This is a genomic window from Streptomyces sp. NPDC091272 (assembly GCF_044757485.1).
In the GTDB taxonomy this organism is placed as follows: Bacteria; Actinomycetota; Actinomycetes; order Streptomycetales; family Streptomycetaceae; genus Streptomyces.
In genome coordinates, this window is sequence record NZ_JBIVVC010000002.1 from 644,611 (window position 1) to 659,829 (window position 15,219).

A 15,219-nucleotide genomic window follows, 5' to 3' on the forward strand; every position below is an offset into this window, starting at 1 on the left:
CGGGCCAGCCGCGGTGGACGTCGCCGTGCCGGCGGGCCGGGCGCGGCAGCCGTCAGAGTATGACGTGCGGCAGGAAGCGGGCGTACTCGTCGGTGACCAGGCCCGCGGACTCCCTGATGCCGAGCCCGGCCGCCTCGTCCTCGACGACCCAGGCACCGAGCACCGTGCGGTTGCCTTCGAAGTCGGGCAGCGGGGCCAACTCCTGGTAGCAGACCGCCTCTTCGGTCGGCGCGGGGGCCGGGGAGCCGGGCCCGTGGACGGTGACCCCGGCGCCCTCGCGGCCCAGCAGGGGCTTGGCGACGTAACCGGGCCCGTCCGGGGCGGCCAGCTCGCGGGGGCCGTCGAGGTAGGCGGCGAGCAGGTTGGGGTGGCCGGGGTAGAGCTCCCAGAGGATGGCGAGGAGCGCCTTGTTGGAGAGGAGCATCTTCCAGGCGGGCTCGATCCAGCAGGTGGTGCCGGTGCCGCCGCCGTTGTCGAGGGTGGACAGCACGTGCGGGCCGAAGCGGTCGGTGGCCAGCCACTCCCACGGGTAGAGCTTGAAGCAGCTGCGGATGAAGCGGAGCTTCTCGTCGACGAAGCGGCGGGAGAGCCGGTCCCAGCCGATCTGCTCGACGGATATCGCCTCGGTGCGGATACCGGCCTGTTCGGCGGTCTCCCGGAGGTAGGCGACCGTCATCAGGTCCTCGCCGAGTTCGTCGCCCTCGGAGTGCGCGAAGTGCAGCGGGCCGGGCGGCAGGAGGCGGGCCTGGCGCTTCCAGGCGTCGACGAGGCGTTCGTGGAGCGAGTTCCACTGGTCGGCGCCGGGAAAGAGCTCCTCCATCCAGAACCACTGCGGGCTGGCCGCCTCCACCAGGGAGGTCGGGGTGTCCGCGTTGTACTCCAGCATCTTGGCGGGGCCCCCGCCGTCGTAACGCAGGTCGAACCGGCCGTACAGGGACGGCAGTTCGGCGCGCCGCCGCCAGGACTCGGCTATCAGCCCCGCCAGCCTGGGGTCGGTGATGCCGAGGTCGGCGAAGCGGTCGTGGACCACGATGTGCTCGGCGGCGGCCAGGCACATGGTGTGCAGTTCCTCGACGACCTCTTCGAGGGCCTCCACCTCGGGCAGCGTGAAGGAGTAGTAGGCGCTCTCGTCCCAGTACGGGCGCAGGGTGTCGTCGGGATAGCGGGTCAGGGGGTAGATGACCCCCTGCTCCTCGACGATCCGCTGCCAGTCGGGGCGGGGCCGGGCCGTGTGGCGCTTCATCTGCTCTCGCTGCTCTCGGTGCCTGCGGTCGGTTCTGGCACCCGGCCGCGGCGCGCGTTCTGGTTCGAGGGGCCGGGCCTGGCCGGGTCTCAGCCGCCGCCGGAGCCCGAGCAGCCGAAGCCGCCGCGGTCCACGGCCTGCTTGTCGAAGCTGCCGCCGCTAACCTTCCGGTTGCTGCTCGTGCCGCCGTAGTAGTAGGCGCCGTGGTGGCCCGCGCTGCTGCCCCCGCCGTCGTCGTCGTCGCACTCGTAGTTGGGCAGCTCTTCCTGGGTGACCGGATCGACACACCGCTTGTCGGGTTCGTCACCGCAGGAGGTGAGGGTGAGGGCGAGCATCCCCATGCCGCCGAGCACCACCGTGCTGGACCTCAATTTGCGCCGTCGCGCTGCCATGCCCGGCCACTCCCCCGTGTCGCTGCACCGATTGCTCTGCCACCTCTGGACCGTCGACACATTAGAGGGACAAGCGGCCCTGAGGAACTTCCTGGCGCCAACTGACGGCAACTGGGGTGATTTGCCCGGTGGGGGAGAACCGAGAGGGATGGTTTATCCTTCATCTATGCGCGGGTGTTCCACCCGCCTCCCAGTACCGCCCCGGCCGGTCTCCCCCGTCCGGCCGGGGCTTCTGCGTCCACCGCCGCGCGGAGCGGTCCCCCCGTCGGAGCGCTGACCGGCCAGGAGCGGGTTGGCGCGGCCGGGTGATCCCCGGCGCCGGGCAGTGCCCGAGGGGATCGGGGCTCGTTGCAGACGGCGTGAACACCACTGCAAGCCCCTCCCACATACTGCCGACCTCGATCCGGTCCGGCCGAGGCGTCGCCGCGCAGCCGCCGCTCCCCGTGGTCGCCGCCTGCCGCACCGAGGGCACGACCCTCCAGATCGCCGTCCAGGGCGAGATCGACCACTTCACGGTCGCCCCGCTGAGCGCGCTGCTCGCCTCCGCCGCCGCCTTCGGCCACACCCGCCTCGTGGTCGACGCCTCCCGGGTCACCTTCTGCGACTCGGGTTTCGTCAACGCGCTGCTGGCCTGGCGGCGCGGCGGCCGTCGGCTGGAGCTGGCCGGCGCGTCCGCCGCGGTGGACCGCCTGCTCGCCGCGAGCCGGAGCGGCGCGCTGCTGGCCGGGACGGCCCGGGAGGTGACCCGCCGGGGCTGACGCGAAGGACATTCGAACAATCTCTTACGGAAGCGCCCTGATCAAGGCCGCCAGCGCGCCCGCCCAGGCGCTGTCGGTCGGGGTCGCGTAGCCCACCATCAGGCCGTCCTTTCCCCGGCCCGGCAGCTGCGGGTGCCGGAATTCCGACAGGCCCTGCACCGCGAGGCCCTGCCAGTGCGCCGCACGCATGACGGACTGCTCGGTGCCGGGCGGCAGCTCCAGGATGGCGTTCAGCCCCGCCGCGATGCCGCTGATCCGCACACCGGGCGCGCCCGCCGCGAGCGCGGCGACCAGCTCGTCGCGCCGCCGCCGGTAACGCAGCCGCATGGAGCGCACATGGCGGTCGTACGCGCCGGAGGCCATGAACTCCGCGAGGGTGAGCTGTTCCAGCGCGCTGGAGGTGTTGTCGTGCGGGGAGAGCTCACCGGTCAGCTCGTCCGGGAGCACCATCCACGAGAGCCGCAGCCCGGGGGCGAGCGCCTTGCTTGCCGTGCCGAGGTAGACGACCCGGTCCGGGTCGAGTCCCTGGAGGGCGCCGACCGGCTGACGGTCGTAGCGGAACTCGCCGTCGTAGTCGTCCTCCAGGATCAGGGCGCGGGTCCCACGCGCCCAGTCGACGGCCGCCGCCCGCCGGTCGGGGTGCAGGGCGGCGCCGGTCGGGAACTGGTGCGCGGCGGTGAGCAGCACCGCCCCGACGCCGCTCATCCCGGCCAACTCCCCGGTACGCGCGCCGAGTTCGTCCACCTCCAGCGGTGGAATGCGCAGCCCCGCTGCGGTGAAGCAGTCGCGGTGGTGGTCCAGCCCGTACGACTCGACGGCCACCGCCTTCACCGCCGGGGTGCGGCGGCGGAGCGCCCCGGCCAGGAAGGTCAGCGCGTTCACGTACCCGGAGCGGATCACGATGCGCTCCGGGTCGGCGTGCACGCCGCGGGCCCGTGCCAGGTACTCGGCGAGGACGGTGCGCAGTTCGATCCTGCCGCGCGGATCGCCGTACCCGAAGGCTTCGTTGGGGGCGGCGGCGAGTGCCTTGCGGGAGGCCTTGAGCCACTCGGTGCGGGGGAAGGTCGAGAGGTCGGGGGCGCCGGGCAGCAGGCTGTGGGCAGGTGCGGCACGGGCCCGGCGGCGGGGTGTCGCAGGCGTGCGGGGCTTTCGCGGGCCGGCCGCGTCCACCCGCTCGGCGACCCGGGTCCCGGAGCCCTGCCGGGCGGTGAGCCACCCCTCGGCCACCAGCTCGGCGTACGCGTCGGCGACGGTGTTGCGCGCCATGCCGAGGTCGGCGGCGAGGGTACGGGAGGACGGCAGCCGGGTGCCCGGGGCGAGCCGGCCGGTGCGGGCGGCCTCGCGCAGTGCGTCGCGCAGTCCTGCGCGCAGACTCGTTCCGCCGAGGTCCAGATGCAGGTCGCTGCCGGCCCCGGCGCTGATTCCCGCACTGATCCCCGCACTGATCCCCGCGCTGATCCCCGCGCTGATCTCCGCCTGGAAAGTGGCCCATGAATCTGTCACGGTAATGGACCATACCGGTGGGCCGCCGGGTGCGTAGCGTGGTGCACATGACGACGAACGAGAACAACACGGCCACCACCCCCTACGTCCCCGAGCACACCCCCCGTACCAACTGGTCCGAGCACGCTCCCGAGGTCTTCAAGGCCATGCTCCAGCTGGACAAGGCCGCCAGGAAGCACCTCGACCCGGTGATCGGGGAACTGGTGAAGATCCGCTCCTCGCAGATCAACCACTGCGCGTTCTGCCTGGACATGCACACCAAGGACGCCCTCGCGGCGGGCGAGAGCGTCGAGCGGATCGTCCAGCTCTCCGCGTGGGAGGAGTCGCAGCACTTCTACACGGCGAAGGAGATCGCCGCGATCGAGCTGACCGAGGCGATCACGGTCCTCACCGACGGATTCGTCCCGGACGAGGTGTTCGAGAAGGCGGCGAAGCACTTCGACGAGGTGGAGCTGGCGCACCTGATCGCGGCGATCAACACGATCAACGTGTGGAACAGGTTCGCCGTCTCGACCCGGATGGTGCCGGGGCACTACGTGGCGGGATCGCACTGACCCTTCCCGTCGGGGGCAGGCCGCGTCCCGGCGCTGCCCCCTCGGGCGGTCCCCTCACGGGAGCCAGCGCACCGGTGTCACCTCCCGGACGTGGATGAGCAGGTCGAACGCGTCGGCCGCGGAGGCGACGGCCAGATGGTGGTCGGCGTCGTGGGCGGGGTCGTAGACACCGCTGATGACACGGGCCCTGACCGGCCCGTCCCAGTTGTCGCGCACCTCGTCCTGCCGCAGGTCGAGCCAGTGGGCGGCCCGCGCCTGCTCCCCGTGCTCCGGCGCCTCGGCGAGCCGCGCGTCGAGCTGGCCCGCGGCCGGCTCGGGGACGCGGACGATGCCGAGGTCGCCGTGGTGGAAACCGATCGCCACGGACAGGTACCCGGCCTCGCCGTACGCCCGACGCAGCTCGCTGCCGACGGTGGGCGCGGGGGCCTGGCCGGGCAGGGTGCTGAAGGTGATCGGGGCGGCCGACGTGTGGGCGATGCCGTCCCAGTAGGCGATCCGCAGGCCGGTCTCGCGCTGGTGGGCGGCCACCACCTCCGCGGTGGCCGTTACGTCGCTGGAGAAGCTTCCGCTGCCGGCGACGCTGCGTTCGTGGAAGTCGACGATCAGCCGCATCCGCGCCAGCGCCCCGCCGTCCTTTCGCCCGCCGGGCAGCGCGCGGACCAGCGCGAGGGCGTCACGGGCGTGCTCGGCGAACGGACGGCCGGGGTGGGTGCCGTGCGCACGCTGCACGTGTTCGTCGGTGCGGTGGGCGGTCTTGATCGGTTCGAGGTGGGCGGCCACCTCCGCGAGCCTCTCCGGGGCCACCTCGCGGACCCGTTCCAGGACGGCGTCGTAGTCCGCGGTGGTGGCCTTCACGGGCTGTACGCCGAAGATCCGTACGGGGTCGCCGGGGTGCTCCTCGTTGTAGCCGCGCAGCCATTCCAGTGCGGCGACCGTCTCGGCGGAACGCCAGGGCTGCCAGGCGTCGGCGAGCGCGGACACGGCGTCGCCCTCGCCGAGCCGCACGTACCGGTCGAGCCGTTCGGCGACGCCGGCGCCGTCCTGCCAGGCGAGCGCCCGGAACCCGTGCCGCCGCACGAGCCGGCGGAAGATCTGGTCCCGGATCCCGAAGGTCTCGCGGGAGAACCGGGTGGACTCGCCGATCCCGACGACGGTCGCACCGCCGAGGCTGTCGGCGATCTGGTCGAGGGCGGAGTCGGGGAGCGGGAGCGACCCGGACGGCGCGGACGCGGAAGGGGCGGGCGCGGCGGGGGCAGGCGCGGCGGGGCCAGGTGTTGAAGGGGCGGACGCGGAAGGGGCAGGCGTGGAAGGGGCGGACGCGGAAGGGGCAGGGGTCGTGGTGGTGGAGCGCTGCTGTGTCATGCCGTTCACCCTGATACCCCAACTCCACTTGAGGTCAAGGCCCCGCGGCCCCGGAACGAGCCCGCGCCGGGGGCGGCGGACATCGTCCGTCGCCCCCGGCGCGTGGTGGGGAAGCCGTGTGCCGCCTACTTCGGCAACCACGCCTTCCACGTCGCCTCGTTGTCCGCGACCCACTTCTCCGCCGCCGCCTCCGGCGACATCTTCTGGTCCGCGATCATCAGCGACACCGCGTTCTGCTGCTCCGCGTTCCACTTGAAGTTCTTGAGGAACTGGGCCGCCTTGCCGCCCTTCTTCGCGAAGTCGGCGTTCATGTACTTCGCGAGGGGGGTGGTCGGGTACTCGCAGTCGATGGCCTCCGGGGCCTTCGCCGCGCACTCGTCGCTGTACTTGGGGAGCTTGACCTCGACCATCGGGACCTGCTCGAACAGCCACTGCGGCTTGTACCAGTAGGTGAGGAAGGGCTTCTTCTCCTTGGCGAACCGCTGGATCTGGGTGATCTGTGCGGCCTCGGAGCCCGAGAAGACCACCTGGTAGTTGAGCTTGAGGTTGTCGACCAGGGCCTTGTCGTTGGTGACGTACGACGGGGAGCCGTCCAGGAGCTGGCCCTTGCCGCCGCTCTCCGGGGTCTTGAACTGGTCCGCGTACTTGTTGAGGTTGCGCCAGTCGGTGACGTCCGGGTGCTTGTCCGCGAAGTACTTCGGGACCCACCAGCCGATGTGGCCGATCACGCCGACCTCGCCCGCCGGGACGATCGTCTTCTTGTCCTTGACGTAGCGGGCCTCCTGCTCGGGGTGGCCCCAGTCCTCCATGATCATGTCGACGCGGCCCTGGCTGAGCGCGTCCCAGGCGGGGACCTCGTCGACCTGGACGGTGTCGACGCGGTAGCCGAGCTCGCGTTCCAGGACGAGCTTGGCGACGGCGACGTCCGCCTGCGCGCCGACCCACGACTGGACGGAGAGCGTCACCGTCTTCGCGCCCTGGGCGTTGGCGTACGGGGACGCCTGCTGGGTCATGTCGGCGGCGCCGCAGCCGGTGAGGACGAGTGCGGACAGGCCGAGGGCCGCCGCCTTGAGTGTCGTACGGCGGTTCATCACACGTCCTCCTTGCGGGCGGCCCGCGAGGGCTGTGTCACCCGGTCGAGCATCAGGCCCAGGCACACGATCGCCGCGCCCGCCTTGAGGCCGGTGGCCAGGTCGCCCTGGGCGAGGCCGAAGACGACGTCGTAACCGAGTGCGCCACCGCCGACCAGGCCGCCGATGATGACGACGGCGAGGACCAGAACGACGCCCTGGTTGACGGCGAGCAGCAGCGAGGGCCTGGCGAGCGGCAGCTGGACCTGGCGGAGCTGCTGGCCGCTGGTGGCGCCGAGCGAGCGCGCCGATTCGAGCGCGGCCGGGCTGACCTGCTGGAGGCCCTGGGTGGTGATGCGTACGACGGCGGGCAGCGCGTAGACCACCGCTGCCGCTGCCGCCGGGGCGCGGCCGACGCCGAACAGGGCGACGACCGGGATCAGGTAGACGAACTGCGGCATCGTCTGCATCACGTCCAGCACCGGGCGCAGGATCCGCTCCAGGCGGCCCGAGCGGGAGGCGGCGATGCCGACGGCGAAACCGATGACCAGGGTCACGGCGACGGCCGCGAGGACCTGCGAGAGCGTGTCCATGGACGGCTTCCAGACGCCCAGGACACCGATCGCGGCCATGGCGAGCGTGGCGGTCAGGGCGGACTTCCAGGTGCCGATCACCCAGGCGAGGGCGGCGACCAGGAGCAGCACCGCGTACCAGGGCAGGGAGGTCAGGCCCGAGCGCACCGGGTCGAGGATCCACGAGGTGAAGTGGCCCGCCCAGTCGGCGGTGCCACCGACGACAGGCACCCCGGAGTACAGGTGGTCGGTCATCCAGCCGACGGCCTTGTTGACGGCGGGGGCGATCTCGACCGACCAGGAGGCGGGCCACAGGAGCGCGTCGGTGAGGCGGGTGACGACCGCCACCACGGCCACGACGGCCAGGCCGACGAGCGCCGGAACCCAGGAGCGGCCGTGTTCGCGGTCGCCCGATCCGGCGGCGGCGGTCACCCGGTCGAGCACGATCGCCATCAGGACGATGGGAAGGCCTGCGGCCAGTGCCTGGCCCACGTCGACCGAGGCCAGTGCCTGGTAGACGCGGTCGCCGAGGCCGGCGGCGCCGATGACGGACGCGATGACGGCCATGGACAGCGCCATCATGATCGTCTGGTTCAGGCCGAGCAGGAGCTGCTTCCTGGCCAGCGGGAGCCTGGCCGTGAGCAGGCGCTGGCGGGCGGTGGCGCCCAGGGACTCCACCGCTTCGAGCACCCCCTTGTCGGCGCCGCGCAGGCCGAGCGCGGTGAGCCTGGCCATCGGCGGGGCCGCGTACACGACGGTCGCCAGGACGGCGGCCGGGACACCGATGCCGAAGATCAGGACGACCGGGAGCAGGTACGCGAAAGCCGGGAGCACCTGCATCGTGTCCAGGACGGGGCGCAGGAACCGGAAGGTGCGGTCCGAGAGGCCGGCGGCGAGACCGAGCAGCCCGCCGAGCACCACGGACGCGGCGACGGCCACCGCCATCAACGCGAGCGTCTGCATGGTCGGCACCCACATGCCCAGCAGCCCGCAGGTGGCGAGCGCGGCGAGGGTGCCGACGGCGAGCTTCACGCCCGCCGCGCGCCAGGCGACCAGCGCGGCGAGGACGGTGGTGCCGGCCCAGCCGAGGGCGAGCAGGACCAGGTAGACGGCCCGGACGGACAGGACGACGGCGTTGGAGATGTGGCCGAAGAAGTACAGGAAGAGCGGGTGGCCGTCGCGGTTGTCGATGATCCAGTCGCTGACCTTGCCCAGGGGCTCGGTCACGTCGACGGTCAGCGCGCCCGGCCAGCTGCCGGACGCCCAGCGCGCGTGCGCGAGCGGTACGAGGATCACGGCGGCGACGAGGAGGGCGGCGAGCTTGAGGAGGGCGGGGCGGCGGGTGAGGGTGGCTCGCCAACCGCCCTCCTTTTCCAAGGAATTGGGCGCGACGGAGGTGGCGGTCATGCGGTCACCTCGCAGGCCGGGCAGGGGTGGGCCGGGGCCGGGGAGCGGAGCTCCGCGTGGGGGGCCGCCCCCTTGCCCGCCCGTTCCGCCCCCGGGGGGCGGCCCCGCCGCCCAAGGCGGCTCGGGCGGCGGGCCTCCAGGGGCGCGGGGAACTGCGCGTCCAGCCACGATGAACCCGCGGGATGTCGGAAGGTCGTACTCGCACACCTCATCAGACGCTCACCGCCACGGCCGGAGCTCCCGCTACCACGCCCAGCAGGCACGCCCGGTCGACCATGCCCAGCAGGCGACCGTCAGTCATCACGCGGGCGGTGGGCTCCCCGGTGCGGACCAGGGCCTCGATCGCTTCGGAGACAGGTGCTCCGGGCGCGATCGCCGGACCACCGGACTCCGCGTCGCCCGGCTCAGGGGCCCGCATCGCGGTGGCCACAGTGAGGACCTGCTCGCGCGGGACGTCACGGACGAAGTCACGCACGTAGTCGTCGGCCGGGGAGCCGACGATCTCCTCCGGGGTGCCGAGCTGGACGATCTCACCGTCGCGCATCAGCGCGATGCGGTCACCCAGGCGCAGCGCCTCGTTGAGGTCGTGCGTGATGAAGACCATCGTGCGGCCCTCCTCCTGGTGGAGGCGGATGACCTCTTCCTGCATGTCGCGCCGGATCAGCGGGTCGAGTGCGCTGAACGGCTCGTCGAAGAGCAGTACCTCGGGGTCGACGGCGAGTGCGCGGGCCAGGCCGACGCGCTGTTGCTGGCCGCCGGAGAGCTGGCCGGGGCGGCGGTCCTCCAGTCCGTCGAGGCCGACCTTGGCGACGACCTCGGCGGCCTTCGCGCGGCGCTCGGCCTTGCTCATGCCCTGCACCTCAAGGCCGTACGCGACGTTGTCGAGCACGGTGCGGTGCGGCAGCAGCCCGAAGTGCTGGAAGACCATGGCGGCGCGGTGCCGGCGCAGTTGGCGCAGGCGTGCCTTGTCCATGGAGAGGACGTCCTCGCCGTCGATGGCGAGGCTGCCCGAGGTCGGCTCGATGAGCCGGGTCAGGCAGCGCACCAGGGTCGACTTGCCGGACCCGGAAAGGCCCATGACGACGAAGACCTCGCCCTTGCGGACGTCGAAGGACACGTCGCGCACGGCGGCGGTGCAGCCGGTACGGGCACGCAGTTCGGCGACGGAAAGACCGGCGAGGTCCTTGTCCCCCGGGATCTTCTCCGCCTTGGGGCCGAAGACCTTCCAGAGGTTCCGCACGGAGAAGACGGGCTCGGAGCCGCCCGTGCCCTCGGGGCTCTCGGCGCTGTCCGTGCTTGCAGTGGTCGTCGTACTCATTACGCGGCACCTCCGGAATTGGTGGGTTTCTTCTGGAGCAGCTCTGCGCACTTCTCGCCGACCATCAGGACCCCGATCATCGGGTTGACGGCGGGCATGGTCGGGAAGACCGAGGCGTCCGCGATGCGGATTCCGTCGAGTCCCTTGATCCTCAAGTCAGGCGTGACGACGGACAGTTGGTCGTCGGCGGCACCCATCTTGCACGTACCCGCAGGGTGGTACACCGTGTGCGCGACCTTGCGTGCGTACTCGCTGATGTCCTCGTCGGACGTGACCTCGGGGCCGGGGCACACCTCGCGCTTCAGCCAGCCGGCCAGCGGGGCGGCCTTGGCGATCTCGCGGGCGAGCTTGATGCCGTCGACGAGGGTGCGGCCGTCGTGGTCGTCCTCGTCGGTGAAGTACCGGAAGTCGAGGGCGGGTTTCACGGCCGGGTCCGCGCTGGTGAGGTAGAGCCGGCCGCGGCTGCGCGGCTTGGGGATGTTCGGGGTCATCGACACGCCGTGCGCGGGGCGTTCGTAGCCGAGGCGCTCCGGGTTGTCGGTGAACGGTATTTGGTAGAAGTGGAACATCAGGTCGGGGCCCGCGTGCTGCGGGTCGCGCCGTACGAACAGACCGGCGTCGGAGTCCATCGCCGAGTTCTCGGGGATCGGCCCGTCCGTCTCCCAGACGATGACCGACTCGGGGTGGTCCAGCAGGTTCTCGCCGACGCCCGGCAGGTCGACGGCCACGGGTATGCCGAGCGCTTCGAGGTCGGCGGCCGGGCCTATGCCGGAGTGCATCAGCAGTCGCGGGGTGTCCACCGCGCCCGCGCAGACGAGGACTTCGCGGGTGGCGCGTACGAGGATCTCCTCGCCGTCCTTGGTACGGACGTGCACACCGCGGGCGCGGGCGCCCTCCAGCTCCAGCCGGTACGCCCAGGTCTCCAGCAGGAGGTGGAGGTTGGGGCGGTCCAGGAACGGGTGCAGGTACGCGACCGACGCGGACGAGCGCTTGTTGTTCTCCGGGTGGTACGCGAGGTCGAAGAAGCCGACGCCGTCGTCGAAGGGCTTCTTGTTGAAGCCCTCCACGCGCGGCACGCCGAGCGCGGTCTGCGCCGCGTCGACGAAGTCGCGGGCGATGGCGTTACGGTCCTTCTCGTCGACCGGGACGATGTTGTTGCGCAGCTTGGAGAAGTACGGGTCCATGGCCGCACTCCCCCAGCCTTCGGCGCCGCCCGCCTCCCACTCGTCCCAGTCGGACGGCAGGGGCTTGAACGCGATGAGGGTGTTGTGCGAGGAGCAGCCGCCGAGCACGCGGGCCCTGCTGTGCCGGATGTGGGAGTTGCCGCGGGGCTGCTCGGTGGTCGGGTAGTCGTAGTCGAGGTCACCGCCGAGCAGGCCCATCCAGCGGCGCAGGGTGAGGACGTCGGGGCGGTCGACGTCCGAGGGCCCGCCCTCGATGACGGCGACGGTGACGCCGGGGTCCTCGGTGAGACGGGACGCGATCACGGATCCGGCGGTGCCGCCGCCGATGACGACGTAGTCGTACTGGTGGGGGGTTTCGGGCATGGATGCTGACTCCTGTTCTGGAGGAGGGAAGGTGAAGGTGCGGGGCGTGAGTGAGGGGGGCGGGGAGCGGGGGGGCAGGGGGCGGGCGAGTGGCGGGTGGTCGCGGGGCGGGCCGGTCGCGGAGGACGTGGCGCTCCGCGCGAGGGCCCGCCCCCTTGCCCACCCGTCCCGCCCCCGGGGGGCGGCCCCGCTGCCCAAGGAGGCTGGGGTGTGGTGAGGGGGAGGTCCCGGGGGGGCAGGGGTACTGCGGGCCGGAGCTATCGGTGGGCCGGAACTATCCGGGGCCTAAGGGCTCCGGGGGCAGGCAGTTAGGGGCGCGGGGAACTGCGCGACCAGCCACGACGCACCGGCACGATGACCACCCGCCACACCCCGCAGGCCGGCCGCCCGGCTTGCGGCCGGGGGGCGCGCCCCGTGGGCCGCGCCCCGGCCGCAAGCCGCGCCCCCCGGCCCGCAAGCCGAAAGCACACCCCCAGCCCCCGCCAGGAACCCCCTAGCCCGAGAACCACCGCACCGCCGCCGGCGCCAGGTTCTGGTAGATGTGCTTGGACTCGCGGTACTCGGCCAGCCCCGCAGGTCCCAGCTCCCGGCCGATGCCGGACTTGCCGAAGCCGCCCCACTCCGCCTGCGGCAGGTAGGGGTGGAAGTCGTTGATCCAGACCGTGCCGTGCCGCAGCTTCGCGGCGACCCGGCGCGCGCGACCCGCGTCGGCGGACCAGACGCCGCCCGCGAGTCCGTACTCGGTGTCGTTGGCGAGGGTGATCGCCTCCGCCTCCGTCGTGAACGTCTCGACGGTGACGATCGGCCCGAAGGTCTCCTCCCGCACGACCCGCATCCCGCGGTGGCAGCCGTCGAGAACCGTCGGGCGGTAGAAGTAGCCCTCGTAGCCGGGGCCTTCGGGGCGCCTGCCGCCGGCCCGCAGGACCGCGCCCTCCTCCAGGGCGGCCGCGACGTAGTACTCCGTCTTCTCCAACTGCTGCGCGGAGACCAGCGGACCGCACTCGACGTCCTTCTCCGTGCCGCGACCGATGCGTATCTTCTCGGCGCGGCGCGCGAGTTCGGCGACGAAGCGCTCGCGGACGGACTCCTCGACGATGAGCCGCGAACCGGCCGAGCAGACCTGGCCGCTGTGGATGAACGCGGCGTTCAGCGCCTGGTCGACGGCGGTGTCGAAACCTTCCTCGGTCGCGCACGCGTCGGCGAAGACGACGTTGGGGTTCTTGCCGCCGAGTTCGAGGGCGACCTTCTTCACCGTCTCGGCGGCCGCCTGCATCACCTTCGTACCGCTGATCAGGCCGCCGGTGAAGGACACCAGGTCGACGTCGGGGTGCTCGGACATCCGGGCGCCGACGGAGACACCGGGCCCGGTGACCACGTTCGCCACACCCGCGGGCAGTCCCGCCTCGGCGAGCAGGCCGACCAGGGCGACGGTCGTCATGGGAGTGATCTCACTGGGCTTGATCACGAAGGTGTTGCCCGCGGCGAGCGCCGGGGCGATCTTCCAACTCGCCTGGAGCAGCGGGTAGTTCCACGGTGTGATCAGCGCGCACACGCCGACCGGCTCGTGCACGACGACGCTGTGGATCTCGGGGGAGCCCGCGTCGACGACCCGGCCGCCGCTCTCGTTCATCACGAGGTCCGCGAAGTAGCGGAAGGCGTCGGTGACGCAGTCGATGTCGACGCGGCCCTCCTCGACGGTCTTGCCCGCGTCCTGCGCCTCCAGCCGGCCCAGCTCCTCGCGGTCCCGCTGGAGCAGGTCGGCGACGCGGCGCAGGAGGGCGGCCCGGTCGGCGGTCGGGGTCAGCGGCCAGACGCCCTGCCCGCCCGCGAAGGCCTCGCTCGCGGCTGCGACGGCTGCGTCGACGTCCGCCGCGTCGCCCTCGGCGACCACGGCGAACGGCTTCGCGTCCGCGGGGTCGAGGACGTCGCGCGTGGCACCGGACATGGCTGCCCGCCACTCCCCGCCCACATGGATGGTCTTTTCAGCCGACACGTCGTTTACGCCTTCCGTTACCCGAGATGGTTCCGCCAGCAGAACTGGCGGCGGAACCCCTCCCCCGGCGCGCGCAAACCATGCCGCTTACGTAACCGAAAGTGCCATGAGTCACTTACATAGGAGACATAAGGCCTGATCGAGCCCGATATTCCCTCAGCGCGGCGGGGTCGCCGCAGCCTCCTTGGCGAGCGCGACGGCCTGGGCCAGGCTCAGTCCGGGCTCGGCCTTGCGCAGCGCCTTGATCGCGACGATCGAGTCCGCCTTGGGCTCGATGCCGGCCGCTTCGATACGTTCGCGGGCCCAGCGGCCGCGCAGCTCGGCGGGGTCGCGGGCGGGCGTGGCCTCGACGACCGCGAGGGCGCGGGCGAGGCCCGCCCGCTCGGCCTCGTCTGCGCCGTCCGCCGCCCGGCGCAGGGCGTCGAGGATCTCGGCGCGGTCACTCACCGCGACGACCTGCACTTCGGGCCTGCTGAAGAAGCCGGGCACGGGGACCTCCCAGGGGTTCGTACGTCCGTCCTGGCAGCCTGCACTCCGGCGCGTGCGGCGAACCCCGAATTGATCAACATCTGAGGTAGGTCCTACGGAATCTCCCCGCCCGGCGCGGTGAACTGGTCCAGGGCCGTGGCGAGCGGGCCGAGCTGCCGGGGCCAGTCGGCCTCGGGCCCCACGGCGAGGAACGCGTACTGCTTGCCGTTCGCGGCGCGGAACACCCACTCGACGGCCCGCAGCCGCTCTCCGGCCTGCCTGCTGTCGTACTCGTAGACCAGCTCCATCGCCTCGGCCTGCCCGGCCTCCGGCACCTCCCGCACCGAGATCTGCTCGAAGCCGGAGCTTCGGGCGTGGGACTGGGCGGTGATGTCCAGGAGTTCGCGTGAGCCGAGGTACTGCTCGGTGATCGGCCAGAACTGGAGGTAGTCGGTACCCGGCGCGTCCGGGTTCCGGTAGAAGACGCTCGCGCCGGTGTTGTCGCTCTCGCTCCAGCCCGACGGCACGGAGAAGGCCACGCCGCCGGGGCCGGTGACTTGCGCACCGGCGGAGGTGTCCGGCGCCGTCCGGCCGTCGGACGGCGTTGGCGCGCTGCCGGTGGGTGCGGAGGTGGGCCCTGGGGCGGGCGCGCCGGTGCTCCCCGGGACCGGCGGCGCTGGGGTGCTCCGTGCCGGCGCCGCCCCGTCGTCCCGCAGCGCGAGCCAGGTGCCGCCCGCACCGGCGACCAGGGCGAACGCGATCACGGCGACGTTGACGGGAGTAACCCACCGGCGCAGGCGGTCACCGGCGTGTCCCGGCGGGGGTGCGGGCACGGGATGCGCGACGCCCGGCGGGGGCGCGGGCACGGGATGCGTGACGCCCGGCGGGGGTGCGGGCACGGGACGCACGGCGCCCGGCGGTGGTGGGGGCGGGCCTGCGGGATCCGCGGCGCCCGGCGGTGGTGGGGGCGGGCCCGGCTCCCATTGCTGCGTCTCCCCGTTCCAGTGCCGTGCGACGCCCTCTTCCCCGTGC

Annotated in this window: 13 protein-coding genes; 2 read left to right on the forward strand and 11 right to left on the reverse strand. The window is 72.4% G+C overall.

Translation table 11 applies throughout. The features are described from left to right. Positions 1–52 precede the first annotated feature (52 nt). Positions 53–1,243: a glutathionylspermidine synthase family protein gene (locus ACIQM4_RS07700; RefSeq protein WP_401587418.1), complete on the reverse strand. Its 1,191-nt coding sequence runs from the start codon at positions 1,241–1,243 to the stop codon at positions 53–55. Between the two features lie 89 nt (positions 1,244–1,332). Next, complete coding sequence (locus ACIQM4_RS07705; protein ID WP_401587420.1) at positions 1,333–1,635, reverse strand: hypothetical protein; 303 nt, start codon at positions 1,633–1,635, stop codon at positions 1,333–1,335. A 359-nt stretch (positions 1,636–1,994) separates the two neighbouring features. Between ACIQM4_RS07705 and ACIQM4_RS07710 the strand changes: the two genes are divergently transcribed. Next, positions 1,995–2,393, forward strand: coding sequence for an STAS domain-containing protein (locus ACIQM4_RS07710; RefSeq protein ID WP_401587423.1), 399 nt, complete (start codon positions 1,995–1,997; stop codon positions 2,391–2,393). 24 nt (positions 2,394–2,417) lie between these two features. On the opposite strand, the gene ACIQM4_RS07715 is transcribed toward ACIQM4_RS07710, so the two are convergent. Further along, positions 2,418–3,896, reverse strand: a complete 1,479-nt coding sequence (locus ACIQM4_RS07715) for a PLP-dependent aminotransferase family protein (protein ID WP_401587426.1) — start codon at positions 3,894–3,896, stop codon at positions 2,418–2,420. Positions 3,897–3,943: 47 nt separating this feature from the next. Here ACIQM4_RS07715 and ACIQM4_RS07720 point away from each other — a divergent pair, with 47 nt between their 5' ends. Continuing rightward, complete coding sequence (locus ACIQM4_RS07720; RefSeq protein WP_401587429.1) at positions 3,944–4,450, forward strand: carboxymuconolactone decarboxylase family protein; 507 nt, start codon at positions 3,944–3,946, stop codon at positions 4,448–4,450. 54 nt (positions 4,451–4,504) lie between these two features. Here ACIQM4_RS07720 and ACIQM4_RS07725 read toward each other — a convergent pair whose 3' ends face one another. From ACIQM4_RS07725 to ACIQM4_RS07760, 8 genes are all read right to left on the reverse strand, one after another. Beyond that, complete coding sequence (locus tag ACIQM4_RS07725; RefSeq protein ID WP_401587431.1) at positions 4,505–5,812, reverse strand: erythromycin esterase family protein; 1,308 nt, start codon at positions 5,810–5,812, stop codon at positions 4,505–4,507. Positions 5,813–5,937: 125 nt separating this feature from the next. Further along, positions 5,938–6,903: a glycine betaine ABC transporter substrate-binding protein gene (locus ACIQM4_RS07730; RefSeq protein WP_401587434.1), complete on the reverse strand. Its 966-nt coding sequence runs from the start codon at positions 6,901–6,903 to the stop codon at positions 5,938–5,940. Next, the gene (locus ACIQM4_RS07735) at positions 6,903–8,861 is read right to left on the reverse strand and encodes an ABC transporter permease (RefSeq protein WP_401587437.1); all 1,959 of its coding nucleotides are present in this window, start codon (positions 8,859–8,861) and stop codon (positions 6,903–6,905) included. Before ACIQM4_RS07735 ends, ACIQM4_RS07730 begins: the two co-directional genes overlap by 1 nt. A gap of 211 nt (positions 8,862–9,072) precedes the next feature. Further along, positions 9,073–10,179 carry a glycine betaine/L-proline ABC transporter ATP-binding protein gene (locus ACIQM4_RS07740; RefSeq protein ID WP_401587440.1) on the reverse strand — a complete coding sequence of 369 codons (1,107 nt, stop codon included), beginning with the start codon at positions 10,177–10,179 and terminating at the stop codon, positions 9,073–9,075. Continuing rightward, a complete protein-coding gene (locus ACIQM4_RS07745) occupies positions 10,179–11,726 on the reverse strand; it encodes a GMC family oxidoreductase (RefSeq protein WP_401587443.1) in 1,548 nt (515 codons plus the stop codon). The genes ACIQM4_RS07740 and ACIQM4_RS07745 overlap by 1 nt, the downstream gene beginning before the upstream one ends. A 493-nt stretch (positions 11,727–12,219) precedes the next feature. After that, positions 12,220–13,671 carry an aldehyde dehydrogenase family protein gene (locus ACIQM4_RS07750; protein WP_401588212.1) on the reverse strand — a complete coding sequence of 484 codons (1,452 nt, stop codon included), beginning with the start codon at positions 13,669–13,671 and terminating at the stop codon, positions 12,220–12,222. Positions 13,672–13,875: 204 nt separating this feature from the next. Continuing rightward, a complete protein-coding gene (locus tag ACIQM4_RS07755; protein ID WP_401587446.1) occupies positions 13,876–14,208 on the reverse strand; it encodes a hypothetical protein in 333 nt (110 codons plus the stop codon). Positions 14,209–14,300: 92 nt separating this feature from the next. Beyond that, complete coding sequence (locus ACIQM4_RS07760) at positions 14,301–15,086, reverse strand: hypothetical protein (RefSeq protein WP_401587449.1); 786 nt, start codon at positions 15,084–15,086, stop codon at positions 14,301–14,303. Positions 15,087–15,219 lie beyond the last annotated feature (133 nt).